This window comes from Streptomyces sp. NPDC008001, assembly GCF_042958085.1.
Classification (GTDB): Bacteria; Actinomycetota; Actinomycetes; order Streptomycetales; family Streptomycetaceae; genus Streptomyces.
In genome coordinates, this window is sequence record NZ_JBIBIZ010000008.1 from 346,217 (window position 1) to 361,555 (window position 15,339).

Genomic DNA, 15,339 nt, shown 5'->3' on the forward strand with positions numbered 1-15,339 from the left:
TGAGAGCCGCTTCCTCGCCGATCAGTTCGGCTGTGCGCTCGAACGCCCTCAGGAAGACCGTGGTGTCGCTCCACCTCCGAGCAGCACACGCTTGCACGAACGGTGTTCCACCACAGGACATTCGCACCCCCAGCAGCACTTGCTGAAGACGACGTTACAGACTTCGGCCGCGGCGAAAGTCCGCTCGTCCGGGAAAGTCCGCCGTAACGTCCGCCCGGGGGTCCGCTCCGGGGCCCCGGGCAACGGTTGTCTGGGCACCACCGGCATACGAACGGAGCCCGGCATGACCACCCGTGACGAGGCCCTCCCGCGGAGCGGCACGATCGACTCCTCCCGCATCCGGGAGGACACCGAACAGGCCTTCGCCTGCCACGCCGTGCTCCCCACGTACCAGGAGCTCATCGCCCTGGAAGGGCGCCTGCGCCGCCACATCCGGGAGCTGACCCCCGTCGTGGAAGCGCAGGCCGCCGCCATGGATCCCGAGTGGACCGGGCACGCCGTCCGCCGGTCCCTGCTCACCCGCGCGGAGCGGACGCTCGCGGAGGGCCCCGGCGACGGGCTGCTGTCCGCCGCGGAGCACGCGTGCGCGCTCGCGCGGGTGTGCAGGGCCCTGCTCGGGCACTGCTCCGGGGCGTCCTGAGCCGCTCACCCGTGCAGCACCGCATCCACCACCAGCCCCCGGTGATCCGTGCCCGCCAGGTCCAGGAAGCGGGCGTGGCGGGGTTCGAGGGACGGGGTGAGGAGGACGTGGTCGATCTGGGCGCCGAGCGGGGGTGCGGTCAGGGAGGGCCAGGTGGGGGTGCGGGAGTGGCCGAGGGCGGCGGCGCTGTCGTGGACGCCCGTGTCCAGGAGGGCGCGGAAGGCCGCGTGGTCCTGCGAGGCGTTGAAGTCGCCGGCGATGACCGTGGGGGCCTCGCCGCGCGCCGCGGACATGGCGCGGATGCGGCCCAGTTCGGTGCGCCACAGCTCCACGCCGCCCGCCACCGGCGGCATCGGGTGCACCACCTGGAACAGCAGCCGCGTCCCCGCCACCCGCACCAGCGCCCGGGGCATCGCCAGCGTCCCGCGCACCGATCCGTCCGGCTCCAGCGGGAACCTGCTGAGCAGCGCCGAGCCCTGCGCCTTGCCGCCGCCCACGACCACCCGGTACGGGTACGCCGCCCGCACCTGCGGGTCGTCCAGGGCCGGTGCGCACTCCTCGGGGGAGCACTCCTGCACCGAGACCAGGTCCGGCCGCTCGCGCCGCAGGACCTTCAGCAGGCCCGGCGTGGCCCCGCCGAACTCCAGGTTGGCGGTCAGGATGCGCAGCCGGGCCACTTCCGGGCCGGCGGACGTCGCGCCTCCGGCCTCGTACGGGGACAGGAAGAACAGCACCCCGAGGACCGCCGCCAGCCCCCACGCGCAGCCCGCCACCCACCGGGTGCCCGCCGCGAGCACCAGCGCGGCCCCCGCGGGAGCGATCAACCAGGGCAGGAACGCCAGCAGTTGGGGCATCGGCGTCACGCCGTCCACGTCGCAGGCCCGGCACAGCAGCGGCGCGCTGACCAGCACCAGGAGCAGGCCCGCGGCCCAGCGGGCGGCCTTCCGGCGGACGCGGGGCGGCGGCCCTTCCGGGCCGGGGGGTGCGGGGGCGGTCCCCTTCACGGTTTTAACCTTGGTATTACCTTCTGATTGCGGACGGCTTGACGTCATATGGCAAGCTAGACGCTGAAGGTGCCGCTCCAGCCGCATTTGGCGCGCTTTTCGCGCGGTGCCGCGTCGTGTACGTACGAGCGAGGAGGTGGCCGGGATGACCAGTCGGAGTCCCGAGGGAAGTCCTCGCTTCAGTGCGGTTTCTGCTCGCGCAGCGCTCTGAACCGCTGAACGGTCCGCCGAGCTGACCCGTGGGGCCGTGTGCCCTGGTGCTGTGGCGTGTATTTCCCTTGCAGGCCTCTGTGAGGGCCTTTTCCCGGTCGCTGTCCGGGCTGTCCGCACCGTCGTTTCCGGGCGTGCCCAAGTGGCTTCCTCCTGCCCCGCGACAGCCGTAGCGACTCCATAACACCACCGGCCTTTCCGCGCCCACGGCCCGGCTGCTCCGGCATGCCGCCGGATGCTGCGGCCGGACGCAGGTGGTGAAGTCCTGGTGCATCCGGCGATTCAACACCTGGCTGTGACCGGCCGATAGGGATACCGACGAGGAAGGTGGATCATGGTTGTGGTCAACGAGTGGCACATGGCGGGCAACATCGCGGCCGGCCTGGGCTTCGGTGCGATCATCGGACTGGAGCGCCAGTGGCGGGCCCGGATGGCGGGCCTGCGCACCAACGCGCTGGTCGCGGCCGGATCCGCCCTCTTCGTCCTGCTCTCGCAGTACGGTTTCGCCGCCGCTACGAGCACCACGGGCTACGACGGCTCCCGCGTCGCCGCGCAGATCGTCTCCGGCATCGGCTTCCTCGGCGCGGGCGTCATCATGCGGGACGGGCTGAGCGTGCGCGGCCTCAACACCGCGGCCACCCTGTGGTGTTCGGCCGCGGTCGGCGCCCTCGCCGGGACCGGGCTGTACGTGGTGGCCGCGCTCGGCACCGTCGGCGTCGTCGGCGCCAACACCCTGCTGCGGCCGCTGGCCCGCGGCCTGGACCGGGGCCCGCACGGCGGCGCGGAAGTGGCCACCGACTACCACTTCGAGGTCGTGTGCACCGCGCCCGAGGAGGCCCACGTCCGCACCCTCGTCGTCCAGGCCGTCGCCCGCCCCGGCTTCCGCCTGCGCTCGGTCTACAGCGCGGACGCCGAGGCCGCCGGCAAGGTCACCGTCTCGGCCGACCTCACGACGGAACGCCGCGACGACAGCCTCCTGGAGGAGGCCGTCAGCCGTCTCTCCCTCGAACCGGCCGTCTCGGCGGTCAGCTGGACCGTCCTCCAGGGCCCGGACGACGATTCCGACGACGACTACCCGGCGGAACGCCGGGCCCGCCGCCGCGTCCGGGACTTCTTCACGGGCCGGTGAGCCGGGGCCGGCCGCTCACGGGGACGAGTCCGACCCGCCCCCGCTCCCGCGGGCGCCGCCGACCGCTGGATCGCCTCGCCGTCGCGAGCGCACGCACCCGCCGTGGCAGGCCTGTTACCCGTGGTCACTTCAGCGAATCTTCACAAGGCGGGAGCGGCGGGAGGTGCCCCCTCCCGCCGCTCACCGTTTTGCCGGATGTGCCCCCGTGTGCTTGGTGATCCTGTGTCCGTTTATGTTCCGCGGGGATTGCGGGGTGCCGATATCTGTTACTCGATCTTGTGAAGGAAGTGTGATGATCCGGCGGAGGAATCTGAAAGCCCGACTTCGGAAAGGCCGTCCCGACGTCAACGCGGTTGGCCGTCCCACCCGTTCGCGTGCTTATATCTGCGGCACCGCGACAGCTCTTTGAACGGTGGCCGATTACGGCCGGGCAGTCGCGGTCAATTGAGAAACATCCGGACCAACGAAGGGTGCGCACAACATGCGTGACAACCTCGAGACCCGTGAGATCGCCGACACCGAGCTGGACGCTGTCTCCGGCGGCGTCAGCATCTCCGGCGGCCTGCTCGGCGCCGTGACCGGCGACGTTCACAACGTCCTGGGCACCGTCACCTCGCTGAACACCGTCCAGGCCGTGCCCGGCACGGTCGGTCAGGTCGAGGGCATCGTCGGCGTGCACGCCGGTATCGCCGGTCTCTGAGAAATACGCCACCCGTGAACCCCGGAATCCCGGAACTCCCCCCTTGTTCCGGGGTTCATGGCTGCCCGTATTCCGCCGCGTAAAAGCGTGAAGCGGCACTCGTTTCACGAATGCAGTCGAAGGAATAGTCCGTGCAGTTCCGCCAGCAGGCGCTATCCAAGCTGCAATCGCCCGAAGAACTCGATCTGCCCGTACGGTTCGCGCGCCCGCAGGGCCGGCTCGTCCTGGCCGTCACGGTCGCCGTCATGGCCGTCGCGGCCTTCTGGGCGTTCACCGGGACCGTGTCGTCCAAGCTGAGCGCCCCCGGCATCCTCACCCGCGCCGAGGGCAGCTACCTGCTGCAGAGCCCGTACGCGGGACAGGTCACCGAAGTCCTCGCCAAGGAGGGCCAGCTGCTGGCCCCCGGCGCCCCCCTGCTCCGCCTCGGCACCGAGCGCGGCGACCGGACCGTGCACGTCGTGGCCGGGGGACGCGTGACGGCCCTGGTGGCCAAGACGGGCGCGGTCGTCACGACCGGCGCGGACGTCGCGACCGTGGAACGCGTGACGAACCCGGACGACCCGCTGGTGGCCATGCTGTACGTGCCCGGCGGCAACGGCGGCGCGATCCCCGTCGGCGCCCAGGTCGACCTGAGCGTGCAGTCCGTCCCCCGGGAGAAGTACGGCGTGCTGCGCGGCCGCGTCCAGGCCGTCGGCCACGCACCCCAGACCGCCGCGCAGATCGGCGGCTTCCTCGGCGACGGCCGGCTCGCCGCCCAGTTCACCCGCGAGGGGAACCCCGTCGCCGTGCTCGTCCGGCTGGAGCGCTCGCCCGCCACCCGGTCCGGCTACCGCTGGTCGTCCGCGGACGGCCCCCCGTACGCCGTCGACTCCACCACCCCCGTCACCGCCGCCGTCCGCCTCGCCGACCAGCGGCCCGTCGACTGGCTGCTGCCGTGACCGCCGCGCGCCGCCGCCGGACCGCGCCCGCACCCTCCGCCGCCCGGCAGAAGACCGTCCGCACCCCCACCGTCCTGCAGATGGAGGCCGTCGAGTGCGGCGCCGCCGCGCTCGCCATGGTGCTCGGCCACTACGGCCGCTTCGTCCCCCTCGAAGAGCTCCGCATCGCCTGCGGCGTCTCCCGCGACGGCTCCCGCGCCAGCAACCTCCTCAAGGCCGCCCGCAGTTACGGGCTGACGGCCAAGGGCATGCAGATGGACCTGGCCGCGCTCTCCGGCGTGCGCCCCCCGGCCGTCCTCTTCTGGGAGTTCAACCACTACGTCGTCTACGACGGCACCGGCCGCCGCTTCGGCCGCAAGGGCGTCTGCATCAACGACCCGGCCAAGGGCCGCCGCTTCGTCCCCATGGAGGAGTTCGACACCAGCTTCACCGGCGTCGTGCTCACCTTCGAGCCCGGCCCGGACTTCCGCCGCACCGGCCGCAAGCCCGGCGTCCTGGGCGCCGTGCCCGCCCGGCTGCGCGGCACGTCCGGCACGCTGCTCGCCGCCGTGCTCTCCAGCCTCCTGCTCGTGGCCGTCGGCGCGGCGGTCCCCGCGCTCAGCCGCACGTACATCGACACGTTCCTGATCGGCGGGCAGACGTCCCTGCTGGGCGTGCTGTTCGCCTGCATGGCGACCGCCCTCGTCCTCACCGCGACGCTCACCGCCCTGCAACAGGCCAACCTGCTGCGCGGCCGCATCATCTCCTCCACCCTCGGCAGCGCCCGCTTCCTGCGCCACCTGCTCAGGCTCCCGGTCACCTTCTACGCCCAGCGCAACCCCGCCGACCTGGTCCAGCGCCTGCAGTCCAACGACGCGGTCGCCGAAACCCTGGCCAGGGACCTCGCCGCGGCCGCCGTGGACGCGGTGGTCGTCGTCCTCTACGCCGTGCTGCTGTGGACCTACGACCCGCAGCTGACCGTCGTCGGCATCGGCATCGCCCTGCTCAACGTGGCGGCCATGCGCATCGTGATCCGCGTACGGGCCACCGGCACCCAGAAGCTGCGCGCCGAGAGCGCCCGCCTCACCAACACCTCCTACAGCGGCCTGCAGCTCATCGAGACGATGAAGGCCACCGGCGGCGAGAACGGGTTCTTCCGCCGCTGGGCCGGGCAGCACGCCGTCACCCTCGACGTCCAGCAGCGGCTCGGCGTGCCCAGCGCCTGGCTGGCGGTCGCCGCCCCCACCCTCGCCGCGCTCAACAGCGCGCTGATCCTCATGATCGGCGGCCTGCGGGCGGTCGAGGGACACCTCTCCGTCGGCCTCCTCGTCGCCTTCCAGGCCCTGGTGACCAGCTTCACCGCACCGATCACCCGCCTCAACGGCGTGGCCGGCCGCATCCAGGACTTCGCGGCCGACGTCGCCCGCCTCAAGGACGTCGAGAACTTCCCCGTCGACCCGGTCCACGCCCGGCGCGAGCCGCCCGCCGCCACCCGCCGCCTCAAGGGCCACGTGGAGCTGGACGGCATCACCTTCGGCTACAGCCCCCTGGACGCCCCGCTCCTGAAGGACTTCTCGCTCACCGTCGGCCCCGGGCAGCAGATCGCCCTCGTCGGCGGCTCCGGCAGCGGCAAGTCCACCGTCTCCCGGCTGATATCCGGCCTCTACGCCCCCTGGGAGGGCACCATCCGCATCGACGGGATGCGGCTGGAGGACATCCCGCGCGGCGCCCTCGCCGCCTCCGTCTCCTTCGTCGACCAGGACGTCTTCCTCTTCGAGGGCACCGTCCGCGACAACGTCGCCCTGTGGGACCCCTCCGTCCCCGACGAGGCCGTGGCCGCCGCCCTGCGGGACGCCGCCGTGTACGACGTGGTCGCCCGCCGCCCCGGCGGCATCCACAGCCGCGTCGAGCAGGACGGCCGCAACTTCTCCGGCGGCCAGCGTCAGCGCCTGGAGATCGCCCGCGCCCTGGTGCGCCGCCCCAGTGTCCTCGTCCTGGACGAAGTGACCAGCGCCCTCGACGCCGTCACCGAACAGGCCGTCATGGACGCCCTGCGCCGCCGCGGCTGCGCCTGCGTCGTCATCGCCCACCGGCTGAGCACCGTGCGCGACAGCGACGAGATCCTCGTCCTCGACCGCGGCACGGTCGTGGAACGCGGGCGCCACGAATACCTGGTCGCCGCGCAGGGCCCCTACGCCCGGCTGGTCAAGGAGCACTGAGGTGACGACCCCGTACTACGCCCCCGTCACGGCCCCCGCCACCGGTCCCGTCACCGGCCCTGCCTCCGCCCCCGTCACCGACCCCGTCGTCGCCGCCCTCGGCGGCCTCGGCTCGCCCGTCGACTGCACCGGCCTGCGCAGCCTCAGCCTGGAAGGCCCGCTCGTGCTGTGGCTCGTCGTGGCCGGCGAGCTGGACCTGTTCGCCGTCGACGCCGCACAGGCCGGTCCCTGGCACTTCCTCGGCCGGCTGCAGGCGGGCACGCTGCTCCTCGGCCCGGCCGAAGGCCCCGGACACACCCTCATCGGACGGCCCCTGCAGGGCTGCCTGCTGCGCCGCATCGAGCTCCGCGAACTGCAGCGTGCCCCCTACGGGACGGCCGGGCCGGCGGGCCAGTGGTACGGCGACTCCTGGCAGTACGACGATCCCTGGCAGGGCGGCTCCTGGCAGCACGGCGGCGCCTCGCAGTACGGCACCCCCGACGGCGCACTCGGCCCCCTGGAGCAGGCCTTCGCCCTCGGCATCGGCCGCGGCCTGCGCGTCCTCTACCAGGCGCCGCTGGAGAACCGCGCGGCCGCGGGCACGAGCACCGGCGCCGACGACGACGTCCTGTGGATGCAGATCGCCCCGGGCAGCGTGCAGTACGGCGCCCCGTACGAGGGCTGCGCCGACGGAAGCCTCCTGATGGACCCGGCGATGTGGCAGGGCATGGTCGACCAGCAGTACCGGCTGCTGTACGCCCTCGACCGCTGGATCGAGCAGGCCGAGCGCGCCCACGAGGACCGGGCGGCCGCCGGCATCGAGGCCGGCGAGGCCGCCCGCACCGGAGCGGACCAGGCGCTCCTGGCCTCCATCGGCCGCTCCCGCAGGACACCGCGCCGCAGCGCGGGCGACGACGACGCGACGTTCGCCGCCTGCCGCCTCGTCGCCGCCGAGGCCCGCATCGCCCTGACCGATCCGGGCGCGGCCGCCGCCGGCGCAGGGTGGACGGACCCCGTCGAACGCATCGCGCTCGCCTCCCGGATCCGTACCCGCACCGTCAGGCTCGGCGGCCGCTGGTGGCGCGAGAACAGCGGCCCGCTGGTCGGCCGCCGGGAGGAGGACGGGGCGCCCGTCGCGCTGCTGTGGCGGCGCGGACGCTACGAGGCCGCCGACCCCGCTACCGGCACGCGGGAGCGCATCGGCAAGGACGAGGCTGCCGCCTACGAACCGCGCGCCGTCATGTTCTACCGCCCGCTGCCCGCCGGACGGCCCCGCCTGCTGCCGCTGCTGCGCTTCACCCTGCGCGGCACCGGACAGGAGGTGCGCAGCCTCGTCCTGGGCGGGCTGGTCGCGGTCGGCCTGGGCGCGCTCGTGCCCGTCGCCACCGGCAAGGTGCTCGGCCGGTACGTGCCCGAGGCCGAGAGCGGCCTCATCGTGCAGACCACGCTGGCGCTCATAGCCACCAGCATCGTTTCGGCCGTCTTCATGCTGCTGCAGAACACCGCGATCCTGCGCATGGAGGGCCGCATCGAGGCCACCCTGCAGCCCGCCGTGTGGGACCGGCTGCTGCGCCTGCCCGCGAAGTTCTTCACCGGCCGCTCCACGGGCGAACTGGCCGGCGCGGCCATGGGAATCAGCGCGATCCGCCGCGTCCTGTCCGGCACCGGCCCCGTGGTGCTGCAGGCGGGCACCGTCGGCACGGTGAACCTCGTCCTGCTGCTCGTCTACAGCGTGCCGCTGGCCCTGGCGGCGGTCGCCGTGCTGCTCGTCGTCGCCGCGCTCTTCCTCGGCCTGGGGCTGTGGCAGCTGCGCTACCAGCGGCAGCTGGTCAGGCTCGGCAACAAGCTCGACAACCAGGCGTTCCAGACCCTGCGCGGCCTGCCCAAGCTGCGCGTCGCCGCGGCCGAGAGCTTCGCCTACGCCGCCTGGGCCCGCGAGTTCGCCCGCACCCGGGAGCTGCAGCAGCGCATCGGCCGCATCAAGAACGCCGTCACGGTCCTCAACGCCGTCTCCCTGCCGCTGTGCACGCTCGTGATGTTCGCGCTGCTGGCCGGGCCCGCCCGGGGCGCCATGTCCGCCGGCGACTTCCTCACCTTCAGCACCGCCGTGACGATGCTGCTGTCCTCGGTCAACCAGCTGACCGGCGCGCTCCTCTCGGCCGCCGCCGTGCAGCCGATGTTCGAACAGATCAAGCCGGTCCTCCAGGCCGCCCCGGAGGTCCGCGGCTCCAGCGTGCAGCCGGGCGAACTCAGCGGCGCCGTCGCGGCCGAAGGCCTGTCCTACCGCTACACCGACGACGGGCCGCTCGTCCTCGACGACGTGTCGTTCGCCGTACGGCCGGGGGAGTTCGTCGCGGTCGTCGGGGCCAGCGGCTGCGGCAAGTCGACCCTGCTGCGCCTGCTCATCGGCTTCGACAAGCCGGCCTCCGGCAGCGTCCTCTACGACGGCCAGGACCTGGCGGCCCTCGACCAGGCGGCCGTCCGCCGCCAGTGCGGCGTCGTCCTGCAGAACGCCCAGCCCTTCTCCGGCTCGATCCTCGACTGCATCTGCGGCGCCGGGACCTTCTCCCTGGAGGAGGCGTGGGAGGCCGCCGCGCTGGCGGGCCTGGCCGAGGACATCAAGGCCATGCCCATGGGCATGCACACCATGCTCTCCGACGGCGGAGGTACTGTTTCGGGCGGTCAGCGCCAGCGGCTGATGATCGCCCAGGCCCTCGTCCGCAAGCCCCGCGTCCTCTTCCTGGACGAGGCCACCAGCGCGCTGGACAACGAGGCCCAGCGCGTGGTCATCGAGTCCACCCGTGCCCTGCGCGCCACCCGCATCGTGATCGCCCACCGCCTGTCCACGGTCATGGACGCCGACCGGGTGATCGTCATGGCGGAGGGCCGGATCGTCCAGCAGGGCCGGCCCGCGGACCTGCTCGCCGACACGGGCGGCCTCTTCCACGACCTGGTCCGCCGCCAGCTCAGGTGACGGGGGCGTACGGGGCGGTTCAGGTGACCGGGGCCGTCCGGGGCGTCTGGGCCGCCGGACGGACGGGCCGGCCCGTCGTCAGGGCCGCGTGGCAGGTGGCGCACAGCAACTGCCGGGCCGGGGCCGGGCTGTGGGAGACGCCCAGGCCGTTCACCCGGTGGAGCTCCGGGCGGATGACACGGAGGTGGTCGGGGCACAGGCCGGAGTGGCAGCCGTGGCACACGGCGACCGCGGGGGTGGCGGCCTCCTCGGCGGCGTAGCAGTCGTAGCAGTTCATCCAAGTTCCCCTTCGGGTAATGGGCGTTGCCGGCTACCGCACCAGGCACCTGCGGTCCGCGTGGCGGACGTAGCCGATCCGGCAGCACGCGGAGACGAACCGGGACGCCAGGTCCTGGTCCTGGTCGTGGCGCCAGACCACGGCGATGTCCGTCCGCGGCCCGTGCGGGCCCAGCGGGCGCACGCGCAGGTCGACGCTCAGGCTCATCCATTCGGCGATGTCGCGGTCCATGTACGACATGCCGGCGCCGGAGGCCACGGCCGCGGCGACGTTGATGTAGTCGGGCTCCTCCCAGGCGACCTGCGGGGAGCGCTCCTGCCGGACGACGTCGAGGATCCGGTCGTAGAGGCCGGGGGCCAGCGCCCGGGGCCACATGACGAGCGGGAGCTCCCGGGCCTGCCGTTCCTCCGCCGCGCGGCCGGTGGCGCCGCTCCCCGGCAGGAGCCGGACCAGCTCCACGCTTCCCACCACGGACAACCGCAGGCCGTCCGCGTCGACGGGCGGCCTGACGAACGCGAAGTCGGCCCGGCCGGCGCGCACCAGCTCGATGTTCCGTTCCGACCAGCCGGACTCGACGGAGACCGGGACGTCGTCGTGCTCCCGGAACTCCGCGACCATCTCCCGCTGCCGCAGGGCATGGCCCGAGCGGCTGAAGGCGACCCGCACCGGGCGCCGGTGCCCCGCGGCCGCGTCCTTGATCCGGGCCTTGATCGCGTAGGTGCGCTGCAGGAGCTGCGGTGCTTCCTCCTGCAGGGCCCTGCCCGGCGGGGTGAGCGCCATCCGGCGGTTGCCCCGGCTCAGCAGTTCGGCCCCGAGCTCCTTCTCCAGCACCTTCATCTGATGGGAGAGGGTGGGCTGGCTCACCCCGCAGCGCTGGGCGGCCCGTCCCAGATGGAGCTCGTCGGCCACGACGACGAAGTACTCCAGGCGGCGCAACAGACCGGAGAGGCTGAGTAACGGCTCCTGGTCTCCCGGCACAAGTACGACCTCCCGCTTCAGGATATTCCCATTACGAAAGTTTTCCTTCCGGGTGCCTCGTGAGTGTAGCAACGTGAGGGGAAGTCAGGTCAATGCCCCGGCAGCGCCCGGGAGCCCGGAAAACCGGCTCGTCATCCGCTTATTGACGCCCGGCCGCACGACCCCGGGGCGCCACTGTGATCCACGCCACTCGGTGTGTTGCGGGAGGCTTCCGACCAGCTCTCTTAGGGATCGTCTATGGATCCATAGATCCATTTTATTGGACGGTCCGGGCGGCGCGTGGAAACGTCACTGCCGCAAACCCGCGTCGAATGGCCGTAAGCCCGCACCGAATGCCGGCCGAATGCCGGTCGAATTCGAGCAGTGCTTCCTTTTGTGTCCGGACTCTGTGCCGCCCTGTCCGTCCAGTCGCCACCGGAGTGACCCCCCTCGGATGCTGGAGGTAGGATGATCAGCGAGCTGATCAGCAAGGACGACCGGTTCCAGGAGATCCTGGAACGCCTCAACCGCAAATCGGTCGAGGACTACTACAACCCCTACCGGATGTTCGACTGGCCGGATTCCCTGCCGGAAGACCGGTGGTGGATGAGCCCCGAGCTCATGACCACCCACGGGACCGATGTCGCCGCCGAACTCGACCAGGAGCAGCTCCACCGCCTTTCCCGGTGGGAGAGCATCAACTTCTACAGCCTGAACGTCGACGGCATTCGCGATCTCATCGTCGAAGTCACCCGGCGCATCCACACCCGGGGCTTCGAGATTCCGTCGGAGTTCTTCCACCACTTCATCGGCGAAGAGAACGAGCACATGTGGTTCTTCGCCGAGTTCTGCCTGCGCTACGGCAAGAAGATCTACCGTAAGCTGGAGCCGGCCGGGGAAGGGGAATCGTGGCCCGATGAGGCCGCCAGCTTCCTGGTGTTCGCCCGCATTCTCCTCTTCGAGGAACTGGTCGACCATTTCAACAGCACCATGGCGGCGGACGAGCGGCTGCACGACACGATCCGCGCGGTCAACCGGATCCACCACCAGGACGAGTCCCGGCACATCGCCTTCGGCCGCGAACTGGTCTCCCTGCTCTTCAAGGAACTGCAGGCGAAGGCCTCGGAGGAACAGCTCGGCCGGGTCCGGGACTACGTCAAGCGCTATCTGAACTACAGCTTCGCCTCGCTGTTCAACCCGCACGTCTACCGGGACGCTGAAATTCCCGAACCGTTCGCCGTCCGGCGGCGGCTGCTGGCCTCCCCGCGCAGCGCGGAGTTCCAGCAGCAGGTGTTCCGCAAGCCGCTGAACTACCTGGTCAGGACCGGCATCCTGACGGACCGCGACCTGACTTCCGTCCGGCCGTCCGCGGAAGGGGTGCGGGTATGACCGCGACGATCTCGACGGCCCGGGGCGGGGCGCTCACCATCCTCGGCCCCGACCAGACCGACCTGCTGCGCGACCTGGACCGGGCCATCACCGGCTGGGCCGCCGGCGCCGGCGCGCGGGAGATCATGGCGCCGCCCGTCTACCCGCTCAGCGACCTGGAGAAGTTCGACGTCTACGAGAACTTCCCGCACCTGCAGTTCGTCGGCGGCCCTCTCGACGTCACCGGCGCCCCGCCCGCGCCGGTGGAAGGCGCCTTCGCCAGCCGCGACGTCGACCCGCCGTTCCTGGGACTGCCGCACTCCAGCTGCTACGGCGCCTACCTCTTCTTCGAGAAGCAGGCGGTGGCGCCCGACACCACCATCACCCTCATCAACCGGTGCTTCCGCAACGAGGCGAAGTACGAGGGGCTGAGGCGGCTGCTCAGCTTCCAGATGAGGGAGATCGTGGCCGTCGGGACGTTCGAGCACACCCAGGACGTCAACGCCCGCTTCACCGACCGGATCGAACGGTTCGCGAAGGACCTCGGCCTCGTCCTGGACAAGAAGGCGGCCACCGACCCCTTCTTCGAGCGCGACGGCGGCCGTGCCCTGCTGCAGCGGCTCAGCCCCGTCAAGCACGAGTTCCAGGTCGACGGCCTGGCCATCGCCTCGGTCAACACCCATCGCAACTTCTTCGGCGAGCGGTGCGACATCACCGTCGAGGGCACGGGCGACCACGCCTTCACGGGGTGCGTCGCCTTCGGCCTCGAACGGTGGCTCGCGGTCCTCAGCGACCTCTACGGCGGCGACCTGCAGCGCGCCCGCGCCGCCGTCAACGCGGCCGCCGACGCCGCCGCCACGTGAGCGGGCCCGCCGTCCGGGTCGGGGTCGACCTCGTCCCCGTGGCCCGTGTACGGGCCATGACCGAGTCGGGCGACGACAGCCAGCTGCACCGGATGCTCACCCCGGCGGAGGCCGAGGCGAGCCGGTTCGCCACCGGCTGGGACGCCCACGGCGTGGCCGGCCGGCTCGCGGCCAAGGAAGCCGTGTTCAAGCTGCTCCACGTTCCCGGCCGGCCGCTTCCCTGGCAGTCCATCGAGATCCTCAAGAGCTCCGGTGAATGGCCCCGCGTCCGGCTCACCGGGCCGGCCCGCACCTGGGCCGCCGACGCCGGCATCGAGGCCGTCGACGTCAGCATCTCCCACGAGGAGCTCTTCGCCGTCGCCGTCGCGGCCGCCGCGGCGGGACGCCCCGCGCACGACGTCCCGGACCACTCCGTGCAGGACGCCTCGCACCACTCCGTGCACAGGTCCATGCCCGAGTCCACGCCCGAGTCCATGTCCAAGTCCACGTCCACGTCCACGTCCAAGGAGGAACCCCATGCCGAGCAAGACCTCGTCCAACGTTGACGCCGTCCGGAACTGGCTGCTGGCCAAGCACCCCGAGCGCACCTCCATCGCCCCGGACGAGGACCTCATCAAGGCCCGCCTCGTCGACTCCCTCTCCTTCGTCGAGTTCGTGCTGACGGTCGAGGAGGCCAGCGGCGTGGAGATCGACCACGAGGCCATCGACCTCGAGGACTTCCGCACGCTGGAGGCCATCGAGCGGAAGTACTTCTGATGGGCCGACTGGTCCACGCCGAGGACTACGAGATCGGCAAGCGCTACGACCTCGGGTCCCACAAGGTGACGGCCGAGGAGATCACCGCCTTCGGCCGCACCTACGACCCGCAGCCGTACCACCTCGACGAGGAGGCGGGGCGCGCCTCCGCCTTCGGCGGCCTGATCGCCAGCGGCTGGAACACCGCGGCGATCTGGATGCGCCTGTACGTGACGACGCTGCTGCCGGACGCCGCCGCCGAGGGCACGGTCGAGGGCTCGCCCGGAGTGGACGAGCTGCGCTTCCTGCAGCCGGTCCGGCCGGGCGACGTGCTGAGCGGCACGTGCGAGATCGTCGCGTCCCTCCCCTCGCTGTCCGCGCCCGACTTCCGCATCGTCCGCAACCGCGGGCGCCTGGTGAACGCGGCCGGCGACGAGGTCCTGACGCTGATCCTCAACGCCCGCTTCCGGTGCCGGCCCAAGCAGTCCTGACCCGACCATCCCGAGAACGGAGCCCGTCATGGAGACCGTGTCCTACACGTCGCAGTGGACTGCGGCGGCCCGTGCGCTGGAGAGCGAGCGGAGCGACGCCCTGTTCAACGACCCGCTGGCCCGGGCGCTGGCCGAGCCCCGCGGGTTCGAGCTGCTCGACCACTACGGCGGCGGCGGACTCGTCGAGTTCGTGGCCGTCCGCACCCGCTACCTCGACGACGCGATCCGCGACCTCACGGGCCGCGGGATCCGGCAGGTCGTGCTGATCGCGGCAGGCATGGACACCCGCGCCTACCGGCTGGCCCTCCCGGACGACGTCACCGTCTTCGAGGTCGACCACCAGGCCCTGATCGACGAGAAGGAGAAGCGCCTCGCGCAGCTCGGCTCGCCGTCGCCGACCGTGCGGCTGCAGCGGGTCGGGGCGGACCTCGCGGGGGACTGGTCCGCGTCGCTGCGCGCCGCCGGCTTCGACCCCGCCCTGCCCACGCTGTGGATCCCCGAGGCCCTGCTGTTCTTCCTGACCGAGGAGCAGTCCGCCACCCTGATGCGCACCTTCGCGGCCAACTCCGCACCCGGCAGCTGGGTCGCCGTGGACATCCTCAGCAAGGCGCTGCTGCGCAGCCCCGCCACCCAGATCTTCCTGTCCGCCCTCAACGAGGACGGCATCCCCTGGCTCTTCGGCACCGACGAGCCCGAGGAGTTCATGGCCGGCACCGGGTGGACCGTACGGGAGCTCAAGGAGCCGGGCGAGCCCGGCGCGGGCGAGGGCCGCTGGCCGTACGCCGTCCAGCCCCGCGAGGTCAAGGGAGCGCCGCGCAACTGGCTGCTCCGCGCGGAACTCGCGTAGCCCCGGCGAGTGCAGCGGCACGGCCCCGG

15 protein-coding genes are annotated in these 15,339 nt (G+C 72.0%); 12 read left to right on the forward strand and 3 right to left on the reverse strand.

Annotated elements, in window-relative coordinates; translation table 11 throughout:
* Positions 1–283 precede the first annotated feature (283 nt).
* Complete coding sequence (locus ACFZCD_RS22850) at positions 284–640, forward strand: DUF6415 family natural product biosynthesis protein (RefSeq protein WP_391833651.1); 357 nt, start codon at positions 284–286, stop codon at positions 638–640.
* A 5-nt stretch (positions 641–645) separates the two neighbouring features.
* On the opposite strand, the gene ACFZCD_RS22855 is transcribed toward ACFZCD_RS22850, so the two are convergent.
* The gene (locus ACFZCD_RS22855) at positions 646–1,644 is read right to left on the reverse strand and encodes an endonuclease/exonuclease/phosphatase family protein (protein WP_391833653.1); all 999 of its coding nucleotides are present in this window, start codon (positions 1,642–1,644) and stop codon (positions 646–648) included.
* A 544-nt stretch (positions 1,645–2,188) separates the two neighbouring features.
* On the opposite strand from ACFZCD_RS22855, the gene ACFZCD_RS22860 reads away from it, so the two are divergent.
* The 5 genes from ACFZCD_RS22860 to ACFZCD_RS22880 all read left to right on the forward strand — a co-directional run bounded on the left by ACFZCD_RS22860 (position 2,189) and on the right by ACFZCD_RS22880 (position 9,772).
* Positions 2,189–2,983 carry an MgtC/SapB family protein gene (locus ACFZCD_RS22860; protein ID WP_391833655.1) on the forward strand — a complete coding sequence of 265 codons (795 nt, stop codon included), beginning with the start codon at positions 2,189–2,191 and terminating at the stop codon, positions 2,981–2,983.
* Positions 2,984–3,464: 481 nt separating this feature from the next.
* A complete protein-coding gene (locus ACFZCD_RS22865; protein ID WP_391833657.1) occupies positions 3,465–3,683 on the forward strand; it encodes a hypothetical protein in 219 nt (72 codons plus the stop codon).
* A 131-nt stretch (positions 3,684–3,814) separates the two neighbouring features.
* Complete coding sequence (locus ACFZCD_RS22870) at positions 3,815–4,621, forward strand: HlyD family efflux transporter periplasmic adaptor subunit (protein WP_391833659.1); 807 nt, start codon at positions 3,815–3,817, stop codon at positions 4,619–4,621.
* An 80-nt stretch (positions 4,622–4,701) separates the two neighbouring features.
* On the forward strand, positions 4,702–6,819 hold the full coding sequence (locus ACFZCD_RS22875) for an NHLP family bacteriocin export ABC transporter peptidase/permease/ATPase subunit (RefSeq protein ID WP_391834003.1): 2,118 nt from the start codon (positions 4,702–4,704) through the stop codon (positions 6,817–6,819).
* Between the two features lies 1 nt (position 6,820).
* On the forward strand, positions 6,821–9,772 hold the full coding sequence (locus ACFZCD_RS22880; RefSeq protein WP_391833661.1) for an NHLP bacteriocin export ABC transporter permease/ATPase subunit: 2,952 nt from the start codon (positions 6,821–6,823) through the stop codon (positions 9,770–9,772).
* 19 nt (positions 9,773–9,791) lie between these two features.
* On the opposite strand, the gene ACFZCD_RS22885 is transcribed toward ACFZCD_RS22880, so the two are convergent.
* Both ACFZCD_RS22885 and ACFZCD_RS22890 read right to left on the reverse strand, forming a co-directional pair.
* The gene (locus tag ACFZCD_RS22885) at positions 9,792–10,049 is read right to left on the reverse strand and encodes a DUF2180 family protein (protein ID WP_391833663.1); all 258 of its coding nucleotides are present in this window, start codon (positions 10,047–10,049) and stop codon (positions 9,792–9,794) included.
* Positions 10,050–10,082: 33 nt separating this feature from the next.
* A complete protein-coding gene (locus ACFZCD_RS22890; protein WP_391833665.1) occupies positions 10,083–11,027 on the reverse strand; it encodes a LysR family transcriptional regulator in 945 nt (314 codons plus the stop codon).
* Between the two features lie 447 nt (positions 11,028–11,474).
* Here ACFZCD_RS22890 and ACFZCD_RS22895 point away from each other — a divergent pair, with 447 nt between their 5' ends.
* The 6 genes from ACFZCD_RS22895 to ACFZCD_RS22920 are packed head-to-tail and all read left to right on the forward strand — an operon-like array spanning position 11,475 to position 15,310.
* Entirely contained in the window at positions 11,475–12,395 is a 921-nt protein-coding gene (locus ACFZCD_RS22895) for a diiron oxygenase (RefSeq protein WP_391833667.1), read from the forward strand.
* Complete coding sequence (locus ACFZCD_RS22900) at positions 12,392–13,237, forward strand: hypothetical protein (RefSeq protein WP_391833669.1); 846 nt, start codon at positions 12,392–12,394, stop codon at positions 13,235–13,237. The genes ACFZCD_RS22895 and ACFZCD_RS22900 overlap by 4 nt, the downstream gene beginning before the upstream one ends.
* A complete protein-coding gene (locus ACFZCD_RS22905) occupies positions 13,234–13,782 on the forward strand; it encodes a holo-ACP synthase (protein WP_391833671.1) in 549 nt (182 codons plus the stop codon). Before ACFZCD_RS22900 ends, ACFZCD_RS22905 begins: the two co-directional genes overlap by 4 nt.
* Positions 13,754–13,993, forward strand: coding sequence for a phosphopantetheine-binding protein (locus ACFZCD_RS22910; protein ID WP_391833673.1), 240 nt, complete (start codon positions 13,754–13,756; stop codon positions 13,991–13,993). Before ACFZCD_RS22905 ends, ACFZCD_RS22910 begins: the two co-directional genes overlap by 29 nt.
* Positions 13,993–14,463 (forward strand): MaoC family dehydratase, encoded by a 471-nt coding sequence (locus tag ACFZCD_RS22915; protein ID WP_391833674.1) that lies wholly within the window; start codon positions 13,993–13,995, stop codon positions 14,461–14,463. Before ACFZCD_RS22910 ends, ACFZCD_RS22915 begins: the two co-directional genes overlap by 1 nt.
* Before the next feature lie 28 nt (positions 14,464–14,491).
* A complete protein-coding gene (locus ACFZCD_RS22920) occupies positions 14,492–15,310 on the forward strand; it encodes an SAM-dependent methyltransferase (protein ID WP_391833676.1) in 819 nt (272 codons plus the stop codon).
* Positions 15,311–15,339 lie beyond the last annotated feature (29 nt).